Here is a 22,277-nt window from a genome sequence, read left to right on the forward strand (position 1 = left end):
CGGCCCACTCGTACGAACACACACCAGACCAGCAGGAGATCGGATTGACCAGCATCGTCGTACCCGACGCGAGCACTGCCGTCCTCGGACCGGCCGCGCCCAAGCCGACCTCGGTCGAGGGTGACCAGCGCGAGGCGACCCTCGCCGTGTGGACCTCCGAGGACGGCAGGACCAGCGCCGGTGTGTGGGAGTGCACGCCCGGCAGGTTCACCGCCGTACGGGACGGCTACCACGAGATCTGCCAGATCCTCTCCGGGCGGGTGACCGTGGTCTCCGCCGACGGCACGGAGCAGGCGGCCGGCCCCGGCAGCACCCTGGTCATGCCGGCCGGCTGGCGGGGTGAGTGGCACGTCCACGAGACCGTACGGAAGACGTACGTGACCACGCGCCTGTGACTCTTCAGTCCGGGTTTCCCCGGTCTCCCCGGCCGTATTGGCCGAACAAAGCGCAACTTCAGGAGATTTCCACCAGTGTCTGACTTGCCGGTATTGAAGAACTTCGTCAATGGTCGTCACACCGACACGGCCGACGGTGCCACCTCCGAGCTGATCGATCCGTGCGACGGCGAGCCCTACGCCCTCGCGCCCGTGTCCTCGCCGCAGGACGTCGACGTCGCGATGCGCGCGGCGGCCTCCGCGTTCGAGACCTGGCGCGACACGACCCCGGGGGAGCGCGCCCGCGCGCTGCTGCGGCTGGCCGACGCCATCGAGGCGAACGCCGACCGGCTCGTGGACGTGGAGTGCCGCAACACCGGCAAGCCGCGTGGAGCGACCGCGTCGGGCGAGGTGCCGCCGATGGCCGACCAGGTCCGCTTCTTCGCCGGCGCCGCCCGGCACCTGTCCGGACTGTCCGCCGGAGAGTACGCGCCGGGCCACACGTCGATGGTCCGGCGGGAGCCGATCGGCGTGTGCGCCCAGGTCACGCCGTGGAACTACCCGATGATGATGGCGGTGTGGAAGTTCGCTCCGGCGATCGCGGCCGGAAACACGGTCGTGCTCAAGCCGTCGGACACCACTCCCGCCTCGACCCTGCTGCTGGCCGAGATCGCGGCGGAGTTCCTGCCTCCGGGTGTCTTCAACGTCGTGTGCGGTGACCGCGGCACCGGCCGCGCCCTGGTGGAGCACGAGATCCCGCAGTTCGTCTCCATCACCGGTTCGGTCCGGGCCGGCATGCAGGTGGCCGGCAGCGCCGCGGCCGACCTCAAGCGCGTCCATCTGGAACTCGGCGGCAAGGCGCCCGTCGTCGTCTTCGGCGACGCGGACATCGAGGCCGCCGCCCGGAAGATCGCCGGGGCCGCGTACTACAACGCGGGGCAGGACTGCACGGCCGCCACCAGGGTCCTGGTCGCGGAGAGCGTGCACGACGCGCTCACGGCCACCCTGGTGGAGCAGGCGCGCGCCCACCGCACCGGTCCCGGCGTCGCCGAGCCCGACTTCGGGCCGTTGAACAACGCCACCCAGCTCGCTCACGTCTCCGGGTTCGTCGAGCGGCTCCCGGCACACGCCGAGGTCGAGACGGGCGGCGGCCGGATCGGCGACCGCGGCTTCTACTACGCCCCCACCGTGGTGTCGGGCCTGCGGGAGGAGGACGAGATCGTCCGCACGGAGATCTTCGGCCCCGTGATCACCGTGCAGCCGTTCACCGACGAGGCGGACGCCCTGAGGATCGCCAACTCCACGGAGTACGGACTGGCGTCCTCCGTCTGGACCAAGGACCACGGCCGCGCGATGCGCATGGCACGCAATCTCGACTTCGGGTGCGTGTGGGTGAACACGCACATCCCCCTGGTCGCCGAGATGCCGCACGGCGGGTTCAAGCATTCCGGATACGGCAAGGACCTGTCGATGTACGGATTCGAGGACTACACCCGGATCAAGCACGTCATGAGCAACATCGACCTGTGAGAATTTCGAATTCGCGATTGGTTCGGAGAACGATTCGGCGTTGAATCACCGGCTATTCCGTGCCCCACCGGGTGCTTTTCGTGCCGGGCCCGGAAATGACGGATGGGGACTTCCGCGGCCGGTGGGGACGCGGCGTCCGGCCCGGCGCGGGCGCGCCAGGAACCTTTTTGTCGTCTGTTCACTGTCGAAATAAGTCTCACTACCGTGTCCTCCCGGCAGGGCGCCCGCGCCCTGCCCGAGAAAGGAGGACGCTACCGATGACTGGTTCCGATAACGGGTTGTACGTGGGCCGGAGGTCCGTGCTGGCCGGTGTGGCGGGCTTGCTGGGAGCGGCGGCGCTGCCCACTGCCGCCGCGCACGCGGACCCGAAGGAGTTGCCGAACGGGGGCGCGCCGAAGGGGCGGTACCCGTCGAACTGGCCCGAGCTCCAGCCGTACGGCCTCGCGGACACGCGGGTGGACCTGTGGCCGCGTGACGACAACTCCTTCATCCTCCCGCTGGAGCTGCGCCCCCCGCGACGAGGAGCTCGGCCGGGTCTGGATGCGGGACACCTACGTCAACTGCTTCGACGTGGGCGGTCGTCCGGTCTACGTCGCCACGGGCACCACCCGGGTGCCCGGGCTGGAGGCGGCCGGCCCGTGGAACGACGGCATCTTCGTGTGGACGGCCACATCCCTGCACGGGCCGTGGAAGCTGGCCGACACGACCGCATCCGGCCGGACGCCGAGAAGGGCAAGGTGTGGTCGCCCGAGTTCGCCGGCGAGAACCGGCCCGGGCGCACGGTCGTCGCCCCGTGGCAGGAGTACTGGTACGACGACCAGTTCGGCAAGCGCGGCAACGCGTGGGCGCCCGAGGTGCACTACTTCCGCGGCAAGTGGTACATCGTCGCGTGCATGGGCGACCACTCCCAGAAGGTCGGCTCGTTCATGCTCGTGAGCGAGGGTGGGGTGGAGGGCCCGTACCGGCTCGTCCAGGGCAACTACGACAAGCCCTTCGGTGACTCCTTCATCGGCGGGCCCGCCTTCATCAAGCCCGGCGCCTACCACCACATCGACGGCGGCCTCTACAGCGAGGGCGACGAGGCGTGGCTCGTGCTGCACAACAACCTGTACGCGAAGTTCCGGGATGACATGGAGGACATCATCCCGACGACAAACCTGCCGAAGTTCCAGCAGACGCCCTACGCGCCCGAGCCGTATCTCGAAGGCGCGTACGTGTTCAAGTACGGCGGCAAGTACTACCTCATCCACGCCGCGTGGGACCGCTCGTCGGTCAACGCCGACGGCAGCACGCGGTACGCCTACGACACGGCCGCAGCCGGCCGCGTGCAGTACCAGTACGACGCGATCATCGCCGTCGCGGACAGCTTCGAGGGGCCGTACTCCAAGCGGTGGACCCTCGGCGTCGGCGCCGGCCACAACAACATCTTCGTGGATCGCAGCGGCCAGCTGTGGGCGACGTTCTTCCGCAACCCCAACTTCGGCTACTGGGCCGACCCGTCGCGCATCGGCGACGCCGCCGTGCCCGGTGTCGTGCGGCTGGAGTGGACCGGGCCCGAGGGCAACCGCCTGTACGTGGCGCGCCGGAACCCGGGGCACAGCAACGACTGACCGCCCCGGCGCGGACTCGTGCCGGCGGATGGGGGTCTCGGCCGTACGCCGGCGGCCTGAACGGGCTCGCCCGGCCCGTCGGGCGCCGGCGGTGCGGCATCCGGAGTCCTGCGCTACCGCTTGGGACGTCCTGCACGATCACACCTGCACCGATGTCGCGTCCCCGATCTCGACGGTGAGACCCTCCTCGGCGGCCAGCACGTCACCGCCGAACGCCGGCCTGGCGGCCGCCACGGAGGCGGCCCGGTCGTTACCCGGCCAGAAGTGCGTGAGCATCAGCCGGCGCGCGCCCGCCCGCCGGGCCCATTCACCGGCCTCCGCCGACGTCATCAGATTGCGGGTGGAGCGGCCGGTCTCGCCGTCGCGGTCGGTGGCCTCGACGATGAACAGGTCGGCGTCGCGGCCAGTTCGGCCAGTACAGCGGTCGGGCCGGTGTCCCCCGAGTAGGCCAGGACGATCCCGTCGGCCTCCAGGCGGACGCCCGCGTTGGGCACGTAGTGCGGAAGCGACAGTCCCGTCAGCTCGAAGGGCCCCACCCGGTGACCGCCGGGCAGCGGATGCATCTCGAAGACCGCGTGAAGGTCGACGTCGGGTTCCAGACCGCCGAGGCGGTCGAGCACGCCGGGCGGGCAGTACAACGGCAGCCGCGGTCCACCCGGGTCGCCGTAGTACCGCATCCGGAACAGCGCGTGCAGGTCGATTGCAGGCCCGGCCCGGTTCGGGGAAGGCACCACAACTGCCGAGCACGGTGACCTGTCGCATCCGCACAGAATGTCAGATCGCGTTCGCGGCCGGGATCTTCGCGCTCATGGTCCGGCCCCGCCACGAAACCGTCCAGGGACATGGTGAAGTGCCAGAGGACCTTGCGGTTCGCAATCGGTTTGGTGGTGCGGTGGAAGCATGGTGTCGCTTCCTTCTGGGAAGATGACCACTTCACGCATAGGCCACTTATGCCGTGAGACGCCGCAGCAGCCCGACAACAAGGACGAACCCCCCATGAGACGATGCACTGCCCTGGCAGTCGCCGTACTGATCACGTCCGCGTCCGTCGCCGCGGGCCCCGCCGCCGTCGCACAGGGAGGTCCCCCCGATCCGGTGGACGCGCTCAAGCGGCAGTTCCGCGAGGAGCACGGCGTCCGCACGTCGGAGACGGCACGCGTGTTCTTCGGCGCGAAGTCCAGGAGCGCGTTCCGGATCAGCGGCAGGCTGCAGTTCGGCCCCTCGGGCGTGGTGGCGGTCGACCTGACCTGGCGCGACGTACCCGAGCCTGGGAACGGCCCGGGCGGGAAGCCGTCAGAGAAGGCGCCCTCCTATCGGGTGATCCGGGTCGGCAAGGACGTGTACTACGACGTCGCGCAGTATCCGGGGCCGGTCCCCGACGGCAAGAAGTGGATCCGGAGGAACCACGCCGCGGGCATGACCCGCTACCTCGCCCCGGCCGCCGGCCTGCAGCCCGTCAACGTCTACGACCCGTCCGTCCTGAAGGCAGTGCTGAAGCGGTCGAGGAGCACGCCCGTCTCCGGCGGCCGCCTCTACCAGGGCACCATGAGTCACAAGGAGATGGGCAGGGTCACGAAGGGCCACTACGTCGACCCGTTCTCGGGACTGTCCGCCAGGAAGAGCAAGGGGAAGATCTCCTGGCGGCTCTGGACCGGCCACGACGGTCTGGTCGCACGCCTGCTCACCACCGACACCCTGGGGGCGGCGAAGACGTCGGTGTTCGCGCGGACGGACACGCGCTACACCGGCTGGGGATGCCGTCTCGTCATCACCGCCCCGCCCGCCGACGAGGTCGTCGAGCAGGACGACCTGGCGGGGTACGTCCCCGAGCCCGACCCGGCCCACTAGCTTCGACTCGGGATGGAGGGGCCGGCCGTCGCGGTCAGGCGAGCGCGAGCTCGGCGGGTGCGGTGACGGCGTCGGGGTCGCCCGCGTAGGAGGCGGCTTCGATCACGGCCGGGGGGGAGGCGGGGACGAACCCGGTGGGCGTCCACCTCCGCAGGGGCCGGGTCGAGGCGCGTACGGTGACCCGGGCGGATGCTCCGGCCGCCAGATCGACGGTGGCGAAGCCGAGCAGGACCCGCGTGGGGAAGTCGTCCGCGACCGCGTCGATGCCCGTGGGCCGTCCGTAGAGCTGCACGACGTGGCGGCCCGCGCGTGAGCCGGTGTTGGTCACGGTCACGACGCCGGTGAAGGAGTCGCCGTCGGGAGCGCTGAGAGTGAGGTCGCCGAGGGCGAAGCTCGTGTAGGACAGCCCGAACCCGAGGGGGAAGGCCGGCGCGTGGCCGTCCCGGTCCAGCAGCCGCTGGCCGAACCACTTGTCGTAGGTGATGGCGGTGGCGTCGCGGTCGAAGTACGGCAGGTGCTCCTCGGCGGCCGGGATCGAGTACGGCAGCCGTCCGGCGGCGTCGGCGTCGCCGAGCAGCACGTCGGCCAGGGCCCGGCCTCCCTCGCAGCCGGAGTACCAGGAGACCAGCACGGCGGGTACGGCGTCGCGCCACTCCTCGGTGATGACGGCCCCGGCGGTGACGATCACCACGACGGTGCGGGGGTTGGCCGCCGCCACGGCCCGGATGATGTCGGCGTCGACGGGCCGCAGCCGCAGACTCGGGCGGTCACCGCCGGCGCTTCCCCCGCTGATGGAGTCCACCGCGCCGGGCTCGGCCAGGAAGGACGCGAACGACTGCCCGGCGGGGTCGTCGCCGGGAGGCGGGAACAGCGCCAGCAGGCCGGGGTCGGCCAGCACGTCCCCGCCGACCCATTCGCCCTCGTCGGCGGCGGTGTAGCCGGCGACGACGACGGCGACGTCGGCCTGCGCGGCCGCGGCGGCGGCCGCCGCCGGGTCGTCGTCGGCCACATGGATGATCCGGGCCTGGGGAATCGCCTCGGTCAGGCCCCGCAAGGCGGTGACCACCTCAGGGGCGCGTACGTCGGAGGAGCCGTTGTCGCCGGTGTTGGCCACGTCCGCCAGGCGCCCGACGACCGCCAGGGAGGTGAGGGCGTCCCGATGCAGGGGAAGCAGGGGCGCGTCGCCGACCGGGTCGTTCTTGAGCAGCACCATGCCACGGGCGGCGACCTCGCGCGCCAGCGCGCGGTGCTCGGGGCTGAAGACCACGTCGAGCGGGGGCTCGGGCTCGGTGAGCGCGGCGTAGTGGCGCAGCTGGGTGCGCAGGACGCGGCGGGCCGCCCGGTCGACGTCGTCCCAGCTCGCCCGGCCCTCTTCCAGGTCGGCCGGCAGGTGCTGGGCACGCTGCTGGCGGAAGGGCTCCTCCACGTCCAGCCCGGCGCGCAGCGAGGCGGCGGCGTCGCGCAGGCCCCAGATGAAGTCGGAGACGGTGACGCCTTCGAAACCCCACATCCCGCGGAGCACGCCTTCCATCAGGTGCTCGTTCTGCCCGGCCCACTCGCCGTTGACCGAGTTGTAGGCGGTCATGACACCCGACACGCCCTCGTCCACGATTCGGCGGAAGTGCGCCAGGTAGACCTCGTGCAGGGCCGCGTCGTCGGCGGTGACGTCGACTTTGAAGCGAGCGTTCTCCATGCTGTTGAGCGCGAAGTGCTTGACGACGGCCATGGCGTTGCGCTGCACCCCCCGGGTCAGCGCCGCGCCGAACTCGCCGAGCAGGATCGGGTCCTCGCCGTACGTCTCCTGGACCCGGCCCCAGGCGGGGTGGCGGGGCAGGTTGACGCACACGCCGCCGAAGAAGTTGGCGCCCTGGGCGCGCAGCTCGCGCCCGATGGCGGTGCCGACGCGCTCCTCGAGGTCCACGTCCCAGGTGGCGCCGCGGGCCATGGAGACCGGGAACGCGGTCGACTTACCCATGACCACGCCGCGCGGGCCGTCGGAGAACAACAGGCCGGGGATGCCCAGCCGTTCGACCCGGCCCATCGGGATGGGGGTGAGGTTGTACCCGTTGGTCATCATGTCGGCCATGCCCGGCCAGAACTCCAGGTCCCCGTCGAGCAGCCACAGCCGTTCTTCCCGGGTCATCCGCGACAGCAGCTCGTCGGCCGCCTCGTCCACGGGCCGTCCGGCACGCACTGCGGCGACGGCGGCGGAGAAGGCGGTCGGAGAGGTGGTGGGAGAAGAGGGCGTCGACATGCGCACACAGCTCTCTGAACAGGCGCGGCAGGGCTGTCCACCACGCTATCTACCAAACGGTAGATAACCTAGGCTGGTACCGTGATCGAAATCAACCCCCGCCTCCGAGGAGCCAGGACGGCATGACCGCCTCACCGGGACGGCGCCGGCTGCCGCCCGCAGAACGCCGGGAGGAGATCCTCAAGGCGGCCACCGAGCTGATCGCCGCCTCCGGATTCAAGGGCGTCACGCTGGAGGCGTTCGCGGCGGCCTGCGGCATGACCAAGGCGGGGTTGCTGCATCACTTCCGCTCCCGGGAGGAACTGCTCATCGCGGTACTCGAACGCCGGGACACCCTCGACCTCACCAGCGTGGTCGACACACTGGAACCGGCGCCCGACGCGGCCGCCGCCCGTGCGGTCATGTCGGGATTCGTCCGCCGCAACCTCGCGCAGCGCTCGCTCGTGCAGCTGTACACGGTGCTGTCGGCCGAGGCGCTGGACCCCGCGCACCCCGCGCACGCCTACTTCCGGACGCGGCTCCACGAGGGCCGCGCCATGCTGGAGCGCTACCTGCTGGCCTGGCATCCCCATCCGGGTCCGGCGGCCGTGGACCTCCTCGCCTTCCTCGACGGCCTGCAGCTCAACTGGCTGCGTGACGACGGCATCGACTTCCTCGCCCAGTGGGAGGCCTTCGCCGACCGCTTCTTCGCCGCCTGACGTTCCCGGGGGCCGCCGGCACGTACGCGAGGGTGGCGGTTGTCGGTCGTAAAGGCGTGTAACCGCAGGTGGAAGGCGTTCGGCGACCTCCCGGAGTGGCGTAATCTCGCCGTTATCCAGGTATTCCTACCTGGAAGGTAGTCTTTGGCCTCATGGAGTTGGCGGACGCGAGACGGCGCCGGGCGGACAGGGCCCGCCAGGTCGCCGACCTGCTGCGGCGGGAGGTCGTGCACGGCGGTTTCGGCGGTGGTCACCTGCCGCTCGAGTCCGCCCTCGCCCGGGAGTTCGGGACCTCCCGCAACACGATCAGGGACGCCCTGGACCTGCTGCGCGACGAGGGCCTCATCGAGCGGTGCCCGGGCGTCGGCACCACGGTGGCCGCGGAGAAGTACCCGCACGGCCTGCACCGGCTGCTTGGCCTCGCCGAGACCCTCCGGGAGCACGGCGAGGTCACCAACGAGGTCCGCGCGATGGGGCTGATCCCGCCTCCGGCCGCCGTCCGGGGACGGCTCGGCCTGCCGCCGGGCGAGTCCGTCGTCTACGTGGAGCGGCTGCGCAGGCTCAACGGGCTGCCGCTCTCGCTCGACCTGACCTACCTCGTACGCGAGGTGGGGGAGCCGCTCTTCGACGCCGACCTCGTGCACAACGACGTGTTCGTGCTGCTGGAACGGGTCGCCGGCCAGCCGCTCGGCGTGGCGGAGCTGACGATCGAGGCCGTGAACGCCGACGCCCACACCGCGGCCGTCCTCGACGCGCCGCGCGGCGCGGCGCTGCTGATGGTCGAGCGCCTCACCCACCTGTCCGACGGCCGCCCGGTCGACCTGGAGTTCGTCAGGTTCCGCGGCGACCGCCTCACCATGCGCGGCCATCTCTGGAGGAACACCGATGACCCTGGTCAATAGCCGTGTCGACGTGCCCGTCACGATCGACGAGTCGCTGTGCATCGAGGGCTGCACGCTGTGCGTGGACGTGTGCCCGCTCGACTCGCTGGCCATCCACGAGGTCAGCGGCAAGGCGTATATGCACGTGGACGAGTGCTGGTACTGCGGCCCCTGCGCCGACCGGTGCCCCGCGGACGCGGTCACGGTGAACATCCCCTACCTGCTCCGATAGAAGGACACCTCCCATGCGTAAGCTCTTCGCCGCCGTGGCGCTGCTGGCCGCGGCCGGGTGCTCCGTGTCCGCGGGCGCCGACGACGGCAGGCAGACGGTCGTCGTCGGATACCAGTCGAAGACGATCAACACGGTGACGGCCGGGACGCTGCTGCGCGGCCTCGGCTACCTCGAAAAGCGCCTCGGCGACCGATACCGGGTCGAGTGGCAGGACTACGACACCGGCGCGCCGATCACCGCCAAGATGGTGGCCGGGAAGATCGACATCGGGTCGATGGGCGACTACCCGCTTCTCATCAACGCCTCCCGCACCCAGGGCGTGCCCTCCGCGCGGACCGAGCTCGTCTCGGTGACCGGCTACAACCTGCGCGGCGGGCTGAACTCGGTCGTCGTGCCTCCGTCGTCGGACGTGCGGACGCTCGCCGACCTGAAGGGGAAGAAGGTCTCGGCCAGCTCGGGGTCGGCCGGGCACGGCACGCTGGTCCAGGCGCTGGAGCGGGCCGGGCTCGACCCCGCGACGGACGTGGAGGTCGTGAACCAGCAGCCGCCGGTCGGTGCGTCCGCGCTGCAGTCGGGCAACGTGCAGGGATACGCCCAGTTCGTGGCCTGGCCGGGACTGCTCGTCTTCAAGAACCAGGCCAGGCTCGTGTACGACGGGTCGGCGCTCGGCGTGCCGACCTTCCACGGCGTCGTCGTACGGCAGGCGTACGCGAAGGAGCACCCCGACGTGCTCCAGGCGTTCCTCCAGGCGCAGATCGACGCGACGAACTACCTCCACGAGCATCCCGTGGAGGCCGCCGAGGCGGTCGCGAAGGCCACCGGCCTGCCGCCCGAGGTCGTCTACCTCTACAACGGCCGCGACGGCATCGCCTCGTTCGACGTCACCGTGAAGCCGCGACTGCTGGCCGCACTGCAGCACGACGAGAAGTACCTGAAGATCATCGGCACCGACTTCAAAGACGTCGACGTGACGAAGTTCGCGAACGACTCCTACATCAGGAAGGCGTACGGCGCCTCTTACGAGGCCGGCGTCGCGAGCACCGTCAACGCGGCGAGGATCACCGGGACCGACGAGGCCTGCGGGATCGCCGTGAGCGATCCGGCGAAGGCGGGCGAGCTCTGGCTCGCGGGGGAGGAGCGGCTTCGTCCCGCGGCCACCCCCACGTGCCTGCTGCGCCAGATCGCCGCCGCCACCTCGGGCGGCCGGGCCGTACGGGCCGCGTACGTGCCCGACGCGGTCACCGGGACGCACTGGTTCGCGGACAGGTCCGTCTGGGTGCGCGATCCCTCGGCGGACGAGAAGGAGCGGTTCAAGCCCTTCACCACGGGGGATGGCGCGCAGACTTACGTGAAGGAGCACCCCCGGGCGCGGATCGTCGGCTACGACGAGGCGTTGAAGGCCGCGGCGGGAGGTGCGTCGCGATGAGCACCCCGGCGTTGGACGCGACGCTCGGCCCCGGTGCCCCCGCCGTGGAAAGCGCGGACGCCGCCACGGCGACGGGCCGGACGAGAACGGCGGCCGGCCTGCGCAGGTGGGCGGTCAGGTTCGGCTCCCTGGCGGCCGTCGTCGCGCTGTGGCAGTGGCTGACGACCGCGGACGCCCGCGTCGGACTGCGGTTCGACCGGCTGCCCTCGCCGCCGAGGTCGCGGCGGAGTTCGGCCGGCAGCTCGGCACCCGGATCTACTACCTCGACCTGGCCCAGAGCATGATCCGCATCCTCACCGGGTTCGCGCTGGCGGCCGTGGCCGGCATCGCCCTGGGCGTCCTGGTCGCCCGGTCCCGGTGGGCCGGTGACCTGCTGCTGCCGCCCGTCGAGGTCGTCCGGCCGATCCCGGCGATCGCCCTCGTCCCGATAGCGATCCTGGTGTTCCCCACCGACGAGCAGGGCATCGTGTTCATCACGTTCGCCGCGGCGTTCTTCCCGATCATGGTGAGCACGCGGCACGCCGTACGGGCGCTGCCGACGCTGTGGGAGGACGCGGTCCGCACGATGGGCGGCGGGCGCGCGCACGTGCTGTGGAACGTCGTCCTCCCGGGCACGCTGCCGGGCGTCTTCGGCGGGCTGTCCGTCGGCATGGGCGTCGCCTGGATCTGCGTGATCTCCGCCGAGATGATCTCCGGGGAGTTCGGCGTCGGCTACCGCACCTGGCACGCCTACACGGTGGTCGACTACCCGGCGGTGCTCGTCGGCATGGCGTCGATCGGCGTGCTCGGCTGGGTCGCCTCGGCCTCCGTCGAACTGCTCGGCCGGCGTCTCACCCGCTGGCTGCCTCGTGCGGGCGAGAGCGCGGAAGGGGACATCCGATGAGCGCCCCGGCCGCGCCCGCCCTGGAGACAGGGCTCGCCATCCGCCTGGAGGGCGTGTCCCTCGGCTACGGGCGGCACGCCGTGCTGGAGGACCTGCGCCTCGACGTCGCCCCCGGCGAGGTCCTGGTCATCGTCGGCCCGTCCGGATCGGGCAAGTCGACCGTCCTGCGGGCGATCGCCGGACTGCTGGCGCCGCGCGCGGGCCGGGTCCTGGCCCAGGGCGTCCCGGTCACCGGGCCCTCGCCCGACCGCGCGATGGTCTTCCAGGACGACGCGCTGCTGCCCTGGCGCACGGTCCTGCGCAACGTCGAGCTGCCGCTGCGCATCCGCGGCGTGCCGAGGCGCGAGCGCAGGGCGGCCGCCGAGAGCTGGATCGCCCGCGTCGGCCTCGCCGGTTGCGAGGACCGGCTGCCCCGGGAGCTGTCCGGCGGCATGCGGCAGCGGGTGCAGCTCGCCAGGTCCCTGGCGGGCGCGCCGCGCGCCGTGCTCATGGACGAGCCCTTCGGCGCCCTGGACGCGCAGACCCGGGCCGGGATGCAGCGCCTGCTGCTGGACGTGCTCCGCGACACCCTCGCCACGGTCGTCTTCGTCACCCACGACGTGGACGAGGCGCTGCTGCTCGCCGACCGGGTCGTCGTGCTCGGGCATCGCGGCGGACACGGCGGCATAGGACGCGTCCTGCGCGTGCCGGACCCGCGCACCCCCGACATCGACCGCGCCGGGCTGCGCGCCCGCATCATCGAGGAGCTGTGAATGGACATCCCTGCCCCGGCGGACCGTACGCATCTTGAATGCCAGGTCCTGGTGGTCGGCGGCGGCACCGCCGGGACCATGGCCGCGATCACGGCCGCCGAACGCGGCGCCGACGTGATCCTGCTGGAGAAGGCGCACGTACGGCACAGCGGCGCGCTGGCGATGGGCATGGACGGCGTGAACAACGCGGTCATCCCCGGCAAGGCCACCCCCGAGGACTACGTCGCCGAGATCACCAGGGCCAACGACGGGGTGGTCAACCAGCGCACGGTCTACCAGACGGCCACGCGCGGCTACGACATGGTGCGGCGGCTGGAGCGCTACGGCGTGAAGTTCGAGAAGAACGAGCACGGAGAGTACGCGGTGCGCCGGGTCCACCGCTCGGGCAGCTACGTCCTGCCCATGCCGGAGGGCAAGGACGTCAAGAAGGTGCTCTACCGCGTGCTGCGCCGCCGCGACATCCGCGAGAAGGTGCGCATCGAGAACCGGGTGATGCCGGTCCGCGTGCTGACCAGCGGGGGCCGGGCCGTCGGCGTCGCCGGGTTCGACACCCGTTCTGGCGGGTTCGTCACGGTCGCCGCCGGTGCGGTGATCCTCGCCACCGGCGCCTGCGGACGGCTCGGCCTGCCCGCAAGCGGCTACCTCTACGGCACGTACGAGAACCCGACCAACGCCGGGGACGGATACTCGATGGCCTACCACGCGGGCGCGGAGCTCAGCGGCATCGAGTGCTTTCAGATCAACCCGCTGATCAAGGACTACAACGGCCCGGCCTGCGCGTACGTCGCCAACCCGTTCGGCGGCTACCAGGTCAACGCCGAGGGGGAGCGGTTCGTCGACTGCGACTACTGGTCGGGCCAGATGATGGCCGAGGTGGCCGGGGAGATCGCGTCGGCCCGCGGCCCGATCTACCTCAAGGTCAGCCACCTGCCGGACGAGACGCTCACCGCGCTCGAGAACATCCTGCACACCACCGAGCGCCCCACCCGGGGCACCTTCCACGCGGGACGCGGGCACGACTACCGCACCCACGACGTCGAGATGCACATCTCCGAGATCGGCCTGTGCGGCGGCCACTCGGCCTCGGGCGTCTGGGTGGACGAGAACGGCGCCACCACGGTCCCCGGCCTGTACGCCGCGGGCGACCTGGCCTGCGTGCCGCACAACTACATGATCGGGGCGTTCGTGTTCGGCGACCTCGCCGGCGCCCACGCCGCCGAGCACCACCGCACGCCGGACGGCCTGCCGGAGGACCAGATCGCCGACGCGCACGAGCTGATCTACCGCCCGCTGCGCAACCCCGACGGCCCGCCGCAGCAGCAGGTCGAGTACAAGCTGCGCCGGTTCGTCAACGACTACGTCGCCCCGCCGAAGACCGCCAGGAAGCTGGACATCGCGCTGGAGACGTTCGACCGGATGCGCGACGAGATCGCGGGCATGGGCGCGAGGACTCCGCACGAGCTGATGCGCTGCGCCGAGGTGACGTTCATCAGGGACTGCGCCGAGATGGCCGCCAGGTCCTCGCTGATCCGCACCGAGAGCAGGTGGGGTCTCTACCACGACCGCGCCGACCTGCCCCGCCGGGACGACGACGAGTGGCTCTACCACCTCAACCTGCGCAAGAACGCCGCCGGGGCGATGGAGTTCGTCAAGCGCCCGGTCGAGCCCTACCTCGTGCCCGTCGAGGGCTTCGCCCCCCGCCCGGCCGAGCCCGTCCTGCTCGGCGCGTACGGCACGGCGGGCCCGGCGCGGCGCAGGGCGGGCGGGCGGCTCGCGGTAGAGGCGATCGGGCGCTCGCCCCGCATCCTCGAACTGCTGCGGCTCGCCGACGGCGAGCCCGCGCTGGACCAGATCACCCCCTACCTGGCGGAGGCCGACCCCAAGGTCCGCAGGGCGGCCGTCGCGACGCTGACCGAGACCGCGCCCCGGGGTGTGGAGACCGCGCTGACCCGGGCCCTCGCCGACCCGCACGGCACGGTGCGGCGGGCGGCGGCCACCGGCCTGCGCGAACTCGTCGAGGTGCTGCCCGCGACCGCCGAGTTCGGCGCGTCGCTCCGCGCCGTCGCGGGCTACCCGGAAGCGGGCCAGGCGAGAGAGGGCCAGGGTGGAAAGGGCCAGGGCGGAGCGGGGGACCCGGTCGTCCGTGCGGCCGTCCTGGACGTCCTGCGGGCGCTGCGCCTCGGTGACGCCGCGTTGTTCGAGGCGGCGCTCGCCGACGCCGACACCCGGGTGCGGATCGAGGCGGTCAGGGGCCTGGTCGCGCTCGACGACGCGGAGCGGGTGGCGCTGGCCGCCGGCGACCGGGACCGCGAGGTGCGCGTATGGGCGGCCAGAGGGCTCGGCGTCATCGGCCTGCCGGACGGCGCCCCCGCCGTCGCGCGCCTCGCCGCTGATCCCGACCCGCTCGTCCGGGCGGCGGCCCTGGAGGCGTTCGCCGGGCTCGGCCCGGCTGTCCACCAGCAGCCGGGCTTCGCGGAGACGGCCGTACGGGCCCTGGCGGATCCGGCCTGGCAGGTGCGGGTGGGGGCGGCGCGCGGACTGGCCGCCGCCGACCCGGCCCTGGTGGTGGAACCGCTGGTGACGGCGCTGGCCGACCCGCACCTCGACGTGCGCAAGGCCGCGGTGCTCTCGCTGTCCGGATGGGCGGCGCGGCCGGAGGTCGCCGCGGCCCTGCACGGCGCTCTCGGCGACTCCGACGCCGACGTCCGGGCCTACGCCCGCAGGGCGTTGGACGCCGCGCGGGCCGAGGCGGCCGAAGGCTTGAGCACGGTCCCGGCTGGGGCCCGGGCATGAGCGAGCGGAGCGAGCGAATCAGTGGACACAGTGGGTTGAGCGCGCCAGGCACGTCTCCGGACCCTTTCCCCGGGGACACGCACTGGTACGACCTGCCGGACGACGATGCGGCGCAGGAGGAGGACGGGGGCGGCGTGTTCACGTGGTTGGGCCGGGGGCTCAGGCGACGGTGAAACCGCTGAACAGGACCGTGGCGAGCCCCAGGGCCAGCAGCACGTTGGCCACGGTGGCGGCGGCGAAGACGGCGACCGGACGCCAGCCCGCCTCCCGGAGCGAGGCCACCCGGAACTCCAGGCCGATGCTGACGAAGGCCAGGATGAGGAACCAGGTGCGCAGGTCGTTGGCGACGCCGACGACCGCCTTGCCCTCGGCCGCGCCGACCGTGGTGAGATACCACGTGGTCACCACCGAGGCCGCCACGAAGCCGAGCACGAACTTCGGGAACCGCCGCCACAACTCGCTCGCGCCCGGCCGCTCGGCGCCGGGGCGGCGCTCGATCCGGAAGGCGAACCAGGCGGTCAGCGCGACCACCACGACGCCGATCAGGGCGTTCTGCGTGACCTTGACGATGGTAGCGACGGCCAGCGCGTTCTCGCCCGCGAGCGTGCCGGCCGCGGTCACCGCCGCCGTGGTGTCGATGTTGCCGCCGATCCAGGCGCCCGCGACCTCCGGGCTCAGCCCCAGGGCGGAGGCCAGCGCCGGGAGGACGAAGATGGACGGCAGGGCGAACGCGATCACCAGGCTCGCGCTGTAGGCGAGTTGTTCACGCCTGGCCTGTACGGCTCCCGCCGCCGCGATGGCGGCGCTGACGCCGCAGATGGACACCGCGGCCGACAGCAGCGCCCGCAGCCTGTCGTCCAGCCCGAGCCGGCCGCCGAGCCACCAGGTGAACAGGAACACCGCGCTGATCAGCACGATGCCCTGGACGATCGCGGGACCGGCCGCCGTGACGATCACCTTCAGGTTGATCGACGCGCCGAGCAGCACGAGGCCGGTCTTGATGAAGAACTCGGTGCGGAAGCCGGCGGCCAGGCGGTCGCGCAGCCCGGTCGCGGTGAGCACCGCGTTGCCCAGCAGGCCGAGTGCGATCGCGTAGACGGGGTACTCGATCGCCTTGGCCAGGTCGGAGCCCGCGAACCACTCGGGCACGCCCTTCTCCAGGGCCCTGGTGCCGGCGGCGAGGACGAGGACGGTGAGGACGCCCAGGGCGGGCCACTGCCACGCCGTGGCCCTCGTTGCGGTGGGCACGGCCGCTTCGCCGCTCATCACGGCACCAGCCCCGTCGGGATCACGCCGGTGATGACCAGCGCGAGGAGGACGAGGCCGACGATGGTGGCGGCCCAGTCCTCGTTGATCGCGGCACGGGTGTGCTCGCCGACGGTCGGGGGGTGTTCGTTGCTCACGCCGGACGCCTTTCTCGGGAGTGCGGGTGTTCGGCTCGACTGTGGGACCGCAATACCCATCAAGTCAATAGGGAATAGAGGGAAAGCCTGGGTGCCGACGGTCAGGCTGCGGTTACGGAAGAGCCGGAGTAGATACTTGCTATTACCTACCAGGTTTGTGGGATAGTAGCTCCATGGGCCCGGACCCGATCCGCTCATCCGGTGAGCGCGCAGAGACCCCGCTGACGGCCGCCATCATGGCGGGACGGTGGATCCGTACGGCCGCCGTCGACGACGAGAGCGGCAGGCGATGGCGGGCCAACCCCGATCCGCACGGCCGGCCGGCGATGCCCGGGGGACCCGCGTCCCTCCATTCGGGGGCGGCCGGGATCGTGCTGTTCTTCCTGGAGCTCGCCGCCGGGACCGGGCACGAGGCCTACCTCGAGGACGCCCGCGCGGGGGCCCGCTACCTCGCGTCGACGTGGCAGGGGCAGTCCGACGTGTCGCTCCACCACGGCCTCGCGGGTGTCGTCCTCGCGCTGACCGAGGCCGGCTGGGCGCTCGGTGAGGAGCGTTTCGAGAGCGCCGCCGTCGCGGTCGCCGACAGGATCGTCAGGAGCGCCCGCGCGTTCGACGACGGCGGCATCGGCTGGTCGGGGGATCCCACGCTGCGTGGTGACGGCGGCGTGGTGCTGGGGCTGCTGCGCGCCGCGGCGGCGCTCGGCGTGCCGGCCTACGAGGAGATGGCTGTCGAGGCGGGACGGCGGATCGCGCGCCTGTCCGCGCCCCGGGAGCGGCCCGCGGCCTGCCCGGCCCTGTCCGCGGAGGCGACACCGCCCACCTTCCTGGCCGGGACCGCCGGGACCGCCTTCCTCCTCGCCCGCCTGTACGGCGCGACGGGCGAGGAAGCCTTCCTCGACGCGGCACGCCGGGGCGCGGGCCTCGTCCGGGCCGCGGGCGTCCTGGCCGGCCGGAGCGCGATGGTCACCGACCACCTGGGCTACTGCTCGGGCTCCGCCGGGATCGCGCGCATGTTCTACGAGCTGTATCGGGTGACCGGCGACGGCGACGACCTGGAGTGGGTGAAGCGGCTGGCGGGGGGCGTCAAGGAGTCCGGCGCGCCGTTCCGGCAGACCGCGGGGCTGTGGAACGTCGCCTGCCAGTGCTGCGGCACCGCCGGGCTGATCGAGCTGTACGTGGGGCTGTGGGCGGCGACGGGGGAGCAGGAACACCTGGAGTTCGCCCGCAGGCTCGCCGACCACCTGATCGGCCGGGCGACCGGCTACGACGGCAGGGGATACCGCTGGTATCAGGCGTACCGGCGGCACCGGCCCGGAGAGGTGTCGGCCGACACCGGCTACCTGACCGGGGCGGCGGGGATAGGGGCGGCCCTGCTGCACCTGGACGCGGCGGGGCAGGCGGACCGGCCGCGCCGCGTGATCCTGCTGCCCGACAACCCCTTCCCGCCCATCCCCACTGCCGGCCGTCGCCCTGCGGAGGCCGGCCGGCTGACAGCGGCAGGTGAGGAGGCCCATGACTTTCACAGAGGACGGTCTCGGAGCGCGGCGTACGGCCCCGGAGGCGGAATCCCCGCCCGGCATCCGCAAGCCGCTGCCGCCCCGCCTGTTCGCCGTGCACGGCACGAACGCGGAGACCCGCTGGGAGGCGCTGCGAGGCGAGGACTACCTGACGCCGGACGACCTCTTCTTCGTCCGCAACCACACGGCGACACCGCTGATCGACGCGGCCACCTGGCGGCTCACGCTGTGGGGCGGCGGGCTCGACGGCGGGCCGGTCGCGTTCACCTACCGGGACCTCCTCGGCATGCCGGCCGAGACCGTGACCGCGTTCATCGAGTGCGCGGGCAACGGACGTCGCCTGTACGGCGAGCAGCAGAACCAGGAGGTGTCCGGCACCCCCTGGCGGCTGGGCGCGGTGGGGGTGGCGCGCTGGCGGGGCGTGCGCCTCGCGACGCTCCTGGAGAGGGCGGGGATGAGCGGCAGGGCCGTCGCGCTGATGCCGCGCGGGCTCGACGCCGATTACGTCGAGGCGGGGGAGAACCTGGGGAGGGTGCGGCGCCCGCTTCCCGTGGCCAAGGCGCTGGACGACGTGCTGGTGGCCTACGAGATGAACGGGCGGCCGCTGCCGCCCGACCACGGTCATCCGGCGCGCCTGGTGGTGCCGGGCTGGGTGGGCGCCGCCTCGATCAAGTGGCTGGGGGACATCGAGGTGTCGGCGGAGCCGCTGGAGTCGCCGTGGAGCACGCGGCTGTACCGGATGCACGGCCCCGGTCACCCGCCCGGGGGCGGCCCGCCGCTGACCCGGGTGGGGGTGAAGAGCGCCTTCGAACTGCCCTGGCCGGCTCGCCTGGAGGCGGGGCGCGAGCACCTGCTGCGCGGCCGGTCGTGGTCGGGCGGCGGGCGCGTGGTCCGGGTCGAGGTCAGCGACGACGGGGGCGTGTCGTGGCGGCCGGCCCGTCTGCGCGACGACCGGCACCCGCGCGGCTGGGTCCGCTGGACCTTTCCCTGGACCCCGCGCGATGCGGGGAACGTCCGGTTGCTCGCCCGGGCCGCCGACGAGACGGGCGCCGTGCAGCCCGATCGGGCGGCGTACAACGCCCTCGGCTACGGCTTCGACGCGGTGGTGCGCCACCCCGTCGTCGTCACCTGACCCGGTCGCGGTGATGTGGTGGATCCTCTCAACGGTCGGCAGAGGTGAGGGCGTCCGATGTCAGGGGTGATGCGTCCTGCTGCGGATGCCTGCGGCGCCGCTGATAGCAGATCGTGGCGGTGGCGAGCGCGGCGCCCCAGATCGGCCAGAAGCACTCCGGCAGCCAGGCGCCCCATTCATCCAGCGCGAACCGGCCCGCGATCGACCATCGGATGTAGGTGAGCCCGGCCACGGTGATGATGATCGAGACGAACCCGGCCGGGATGACCGCCAGCGACGGTGGCACCCGCCTGCCCCGCAGACCGGGGATCCAGCGCGGGAAGACCTCGCCCCACCGCTGGTTCAGCCCGAGGGTGAGCACGCCTCCGAGCGCCCCGAAGGTCGCCAGATAGGCCCCCAGCAGCCACAGGCCGTCCTCGCCCTCGGCCAGGAACTCCTTGCTCACACCGAGAGGGATGCCCAGCGCCCACGCCCACCGGGTGGCGCAGTACACCAGGGGAACCGCGACCGCCACGTACACCGCGATGCGTCCGCGCTCCGGAGTGAACCAACTCCCGCGCTGCTGGCCGCGTGTGTAGGCCAGCGCCGCGGCGGCCAGCAGCAGGCCGCCCAGCACGCACACGAGCTGGTTGAGCACCGGCCAGGGCCAGGCGTCGGCGAAGGTGGCGCCGCCCAGCCCCCAGCCGAATACGGGGGCGACCAGCAACAGCGGCGTGTAGGCGACGCCCATCATCAGCCGGGAGTCGGGGATCACCAGGACCAGGAACGCGGCAATCGTCCAGGCCGGCCACAACGGCGCACGGCGGGCGCTCCTTCGGGTCAGCGCCAGCGCCGTCACCGCGGTGAACAGCGAAAAGGCGGCGATCCACCAACCGAAGCGCGGTGTCGTGCCGGCCAGGATCGACAGCGCTCCGTCGGGGTCGGGATCGGAGGCGCCCCAGGGGAAGCCGGGCATGCCCAGCGCCCACGCGGCGCCGAGCACACCGTAGGCCAGCGCCCACAGCGCCGCCGCGTGCCCCTGCCGGCCAGAGAGGAATGTTTTCATGGGATCAACCTCCCGGCGCGGCCGGGCGGTGAGCCAGATGTCGTTCGGCACTCTTCCGGGCAGAACCGGTGCCGTTCGGCACTCCTCGGCGCGGCCCAGTCTGCGCGTATCGTCACTGGGTGACCGTGATGTGGGGTGTTGCCCTGGTGCCGATGGTGATTGCCGTCGCGGGGGCCGTGACGGGGGTGTTCCTGCCGCGGTTCCGTTCGCGTCTGTCCTCGTCGGCGTCGCTCGCGGCGATCGTGTCGGTGGCCGCCACGCTGGCTCAGTCGGCCGGCGTGGCACGGCCGGGGCCCGGCTCCGGCGTGCTGGGCATGGTCGAGAGCGCGGCGCTGATGGTGCTGGTCGCCCTGGTCATCCGATATGCGCCAGTTCGGCGGGCCATGGTGTCGGCGCCGATCGCGGGCCTGGCCGCGTCCGTCTGGTTGCTGCGCGTGTTCGCGCCCGTCTCGCCTCTGGAGGGGGTCGGCGCGTGCGCGTTCTGGGGTCTGGGCGCGCTGCTGGCCGCCGCTGTCGGCGGCTACCTGCGGTTCCTCGATGCACGGCAGGAGCGCGCTGTGGCCGACGCTCGTCTGGCCCTGCGGCTGCGGCTCGCCGGGGATCTGCACGATTATCTGGCGCACGACATCAGCGAGATGGTGGCGCACGCTCAGGCCGGCCGCGTCGCGGGCGATCCGCGGCAGGCGCTCGAGCGCGTCGAGGGCGCGGGCCGGCGGGCCCTGTCCATGCTGGACCGGACGCTGGACATGCTGCACCACGACCGGCCTCTTGCCCCCGGCGGCGACCTGGGCGGGATCCGCGAGGCGGCGGAACGGTTCTCCGCCGCCGGCCCGGCGCGGGTCGACCTGCGCATGGATCCGGCCGCGGCGGCTTCGCCGGACATCGCGGCACTGGCCTACCGGATCGTGATCGAAGGAATGACCAACATCAGGCGGCACGCCCCGCAGGCCAGACGGGTGGACCTGAGCGTCAGCGCCTCGTCCGGCATTCTGGAGGTCACGATGACCAACGACGGCGTCGTCCGCGCCCCGGGCCCCCGGCGTGGCGGCACCGGCCTGCCCGCCCTCGCCGCGCTCGTTCAGGCCCGGGGCGGTGAGCTGATCGCGGAGACCGTACCCGAGGGGTGGTCGCTGACCGCCCGCCTGCCGCTGGCACAATCCCCGGAGTGGTCACCCGCATCCTGATCGCCGACGACCAGGAAGGCATCCGCAGCGCCTTCCGCCTGATCCTCGACGCCCAGCCCGACATGACCGTGGTGGCCGAAGCGGCCGACGGGCGCACCGCGATCGACACCGCCAGAACGGTCAAGCCCGACGTGGTGCTCGCCGACATCCGCATGCCGGGAACCGACGGCATCGAGGTCACCCGCGCCCTGGCCGGCACCGGCATCCACGTCGTGGTCGTCACCACCTTCGGGCTGGACGAGTACGTCGATGCCGCGCTCCGGCACGGCGCCGCCGGGTTCATACTCAAACGCTCCGGCCCCACGCTGCTCATCGAGGCGATCCGGGCCGCGATGAACGGCGACGTGCTCATCAGCCCGCAGCTCACCGTCCGGCTGCTGCGTCAGCGCGAACAGCCTCGGGAGACCTCCACCGTGGTCCTCACGGAGAGAGAGGACGAGATCGTGGCTCGGGTCGCGCAGGGCAGGACCAACGCCGAGATCGCCGCTGAGCTCTTCTTGTCTCCGGGCACCGTCAAGAACCACGTCGCCTCCATCCAGCGCAAGGTCGGCGCCGGGAACCGCGTCGCGATCGCCGCGTGGGCATGGGCGACCGGCAGGGTGGAGCCCTGATCGCGCCACGGACAGGGGGATTTTCCTGCAAAGCTAGTAGGAAATATTGACATTTCGCTCAGGTGATCGTACGTTCGGTGGTATGAGCCAGGGCGTTCGTCTGA

21 protein-coding genes and 1 pseudogene are annotated in these 22,277 nt (G+C 72.1%); 16 read left to right on the forward strand and 6 right to left on the reverse strand.

Going from position 1 to position 22,277, the window contains the following annotated elements; all coding sequences use genetic code 11:
- Nucleotides 1–44: 44 nt before the first annotated feature.
- The 3 genes from B1L11_RS02915 (at nt 45) to B1L11_RS02925 (ending at nt 3,514) form a co-directional block, all read left to right on the forward strand.
- On the forward strand, nt 45–395 hold the full coding sequence (locus B1L11_RS02915; RefSeq protein WP_079312934.1) for a cupin domain-containing protein: 351 nt from the start codon (nt 45–47) through the stop codon (nt 393–395).
- A gap of 75 nt (nt 396–470) precedes the next feature.
- Nucleotides 471–1,904 carry a gamma-aminobutyraldehyde dehydrogenase gene (locus B1L11_RS02920; RefSeq protein ID WP_079312936.1) on the forward strand — a complete coding sequence of 478 codons (1,434 nt, stop codon included), beginning with the start codon at nt 471–473 and terminating at the stop codon, nt 1,902–1,904.
- A gap of 257 nt (nt 1,905–2,161) precedes the next feature.
- Nucleotides 2,162–3,514, forward strand: a complete 1,353-nt coding sequence (locus B1L11_RS02925; RefSeq protein WP_218670858.1) for a family 43 glycosylhydrolase — start codon at nt 2,162–2,164, stop codon at nt 3,512–3,514.
- A gap of 138 nt (nt 3,515–3,652) precedes the next feature.
- Here B1L11_RS02925 and B1L11_RS47860 read toward each other — a convergent pair whose 3' ends face one another.
- Entirely contained in the window at nt 3,653–3,844 is a 192-nt protein-coding gene (locus B1L11_RS47860) for a hypothetical protein (protein WP_218670859.1), read from the reverse strand.
- Nucleotides 3,844–4,245 (reverse strand): hypothetical protein, encoded by a 402-nt coding sequence (locus tag B1L11_RS47865; RefSeq protein ID WP_218670860.1) that lies wholly within the window; start codon nt 4,243–4,245, stop codon nt 3,844–3,846. Before B1L11_RS47865 ends, B1L11_RS47860 begins: the two co-directional genes overlap by 1 nt.
- 265 nt (nt 4,246–4,510) lie before the next feature.
- Here B1L11_RS47865 and B1L11_RS02935 point away from each other — a divergent pair, with 265 nt between their 5' ends.
- The gene (locus B1L11_RS02935; RefSeq protein WP_079312938.1) at nt 4,511–5,362 is read left to right on the forward strand and encodes a hypothetical protein; all 852 of its coding nucleotides are present in this window, start codon (nt 4,511–4,513) and stop codon (nt 5,360–5,362) included.
- A gap of 34 nt (nt 5,363–5,396) precedes the next feature.
- On the opposite strand, the gene B1L11_RS02940 is transcribed toward B1L11_RS02935, so the two are convergent.
- Entirely contained in the window at nt 5,397–7,616 is a 2,220-nt protein-coding gene (locus B1L11_RS02940; protein WP_079312940.1) for a glycoside hydrolase family 3 C-terminal domain-containing protein, read from the reverse strand.
- 122 nt (nt 7,617–7,738) lie between these two features.
- On the opposite strand from B1L11_RS02940, the gene B1L11_RS02945 reads away from it, so the two are divergent.
- The 8 genes from B1L11_RS02945 to B1L11_RS02975 all read left to right on the forward strand — a co-directional run bounded on the left by B1L11_RS02945 (nt 7,739) and on the right by B1L11_RS02975 (nt 15,281).
- Nucleotides 7,739–8,314, forward strand: a complete 576-nt coding sequence (locus B1L11_RS02945; protein WP_079312942.1) for a TetR/AcrR family transcriptional regulator — start codon at nt 7,739–7,741, stop codon at nt 8,312–8,314.
- 152 nt (nt 8,315–8,466) lie between these two features.
- Entirely contained in the window at nt 8,467–9,216 is a 750-nt protein-coding gene (locus B1L11_RS02950) for a GntR family transcriptional regulator (protein WP_079312944.1), read from the forward strand.
- The gene (locus B1L11_RS02955) at nt 9,200–9,427 is read left to right on the forward strand and encodes a 4Fe-4S dicluster domain-containing protein (RefSeq protein WP_079312946.1); all 228 of its coding nucleotides are present in this window, start codon (nt 9,200–9,202) and stop codon (nt 9,425–9,427) included. The genes B1L11_RS02950 and B1L11_RS02955 overlap by 17 nt, the downstream gene beginning before the upstream one ends.
- Before the next feature lie 13 nt (nt 9,428–9,440).
- Entirely contained in the window at nt 9,441–10,853 is a 1,413-nt protein-coding gene (locus B1L11_RS02960; RefSeq protein ID WP_079312948.1) for an ABC transporter substrate-binding protein, read from the forward strand.
- Nucleotides 10,850–11,137, forward strand: coding sequence for a hypothetical protein (locus B1L11_RS49620; protein WP_256862175.1), 288 nt, complete (start codon nt 10,850–10,852; stop codon nt 11,135–11,137). The genes B1L11_RS02960 and B1L11_RS49620 overlap by 4 nt, the downstream gene beginning before the upstream one ends.
- Nucleotides 11,134–11,736: an ABC transporter permease gene (locus tag B1L11_RS02965; protein WP_256862176.1), complete on the forward strand. Its 603-nt coding sequence runs from the start codon at nt 11,134–11,136 to the stop codon at nt 11,734–11,736. Before B1L11_RS49620 ends, B1L11_RS02965 begins: the two co-directional genes overlap by 4 nt.
- Nucleotides 11,733–12,488, forward strand: coding sequence for an ABC transporter ATP-binding protein (locus B1L11_RS02970; RefSeq protein WP_079312950.1), 756 nt, complete (start codon nt 11,733–11,735; stop codon nt 12,486–12,488). Before B1L11_RS02965 ends, B1L11_RS02970 begins: the two co-directional genes overlap by 4 nt.
- Nucleotides 12,489–15,281, forward strand: coding sequence for a fumarate reductase/succinate dehydrogenase flavoprotein subunit (locus tag B1L11_RS02975; protein WP_079312952.1), 2,793 nt, complete (start codon nt 12,489–12,491; stop codon nt 15,279–15,281).
- A 159-nt stretch (nt 15,282–15,440) separates the two neighbouring features.
- On the opposite strand, the gene B1L11_RS02980 is transcribed toward B1L11_RS02975, so the two are convergent.
- Both B1L11_RS02980 and B1L11_RS46420 read right to left on the reverse strand, forming a co-directional pair.
- Nucleotides 15,441–16,547 carry a YeiH family protein gene (locus tag B1L11_RS02980; RefSeq protein WP_079312954.1) on the reverse strand — a complete coding sequence of 369 codons (1,107 nt, stop codon included), beginning with the start codon at nt 16,545–16,547 and terminating at the stop codon, nt 15,441–15,443.
- The gene (locus B1L11_RS46420; protein WP_179154948.1) at nt 16,547–16,684 is read right to left on the reverse strand and encodes a hypothetical protein; all 138 of its coding nucleotides are present in this window, start codon (nt 16,682–16,684) and stop codon (nt 16,547–16,549) included. Before B1L11_RS46420 ends, B1L11_RS02980 begins: the two co-directional genes overlap by 1 nt.
- Before the next feature lie 326 nt (nt 16,685–17,010).
- Between B1L11_RS46420 and B1L11_RS02985 the strand changes: the two are divergent.
- A pseudogene (locus B1L11_RS02985) lies at nt 17,011–18,069 on the forward strand (lanthionine synthetase LanC family protein); the annotation flags it as partial.
- Nucleotides 18,070–18,196: 127 nt separating this feature from the next.
- The gene (locus B1L11_RS02990) at nt 18,197–19,333 is read left to right on the forward strand and encodes a sulfite oxidase (protein WP_079312956.1); all 1,137 of its coding nucleotides are present in this window, start codon (nt 18,197–18,199) and stop codon (nt 19,331–19,333) included.
- A gap of 28 nt (nt 19,334–19,361) precedes the next feature.
- Here B1L11_RS02990 and B1L11_RS02995 read toward each other — a convergent pair whose 3' ends face one another.
- Nucleotides 19,362–20,378 (reverse strand): hypothetical protein, encoded by a 1,017-nt coding sequence (locus B1L11_RS02995; RefSeq protein WP_143736846.1) that lies wholly within the window; start codon nt 20,376–20,378, stop codon nt 19,362–19,364.
- 128 nt (nt 20,379–20,506) lie between these two features.
- Between B1L11_RS02995 and B1L11_RS03000 the strand changes: the two genes are divergently transcribed.
- Together B1L11_RS03000 and B1L11_RS03005 are read left to right on the forward strand one after the other, a co-directional pair.
- The gene (locus B1L11_RS03000) at nt 20,507–21,562 is read left to right on the forward strand and encodes a sensor histidine kinase (protein WP_372974643.1); all 1,056 of its coding nucleotides are present in this window, start codon (nt 20,507–20,509) and stop codon (nt 21,560–21,562) included.
- A complete protein-coding gene (locus B1L11_RS03005) occupies nt 21,544–22,173 on the forward strand; it encodes a response regulator transcription factor (protein WP_079312962.1) in 630 nt (209 codons plus the stop codon). The genes B1L11_RS03000 and B1L11_RS03005 overlap by 19 nt, the downstream gene beginning before the upstream one ends.
- The last annotated feature ends 104 nt before the right edge of the window (nt 22,174–22,277 follow it).

The sequence above is a fragment of the Microbispora sp. GKU 823 genome (assembly GCF_002027145.1).
GTDB lineage: Bacteria > Actinomycetota > Actinomycetes > Streptosporangiales > Streptosporangiaceae > Microbispora > Microbispora siamensis.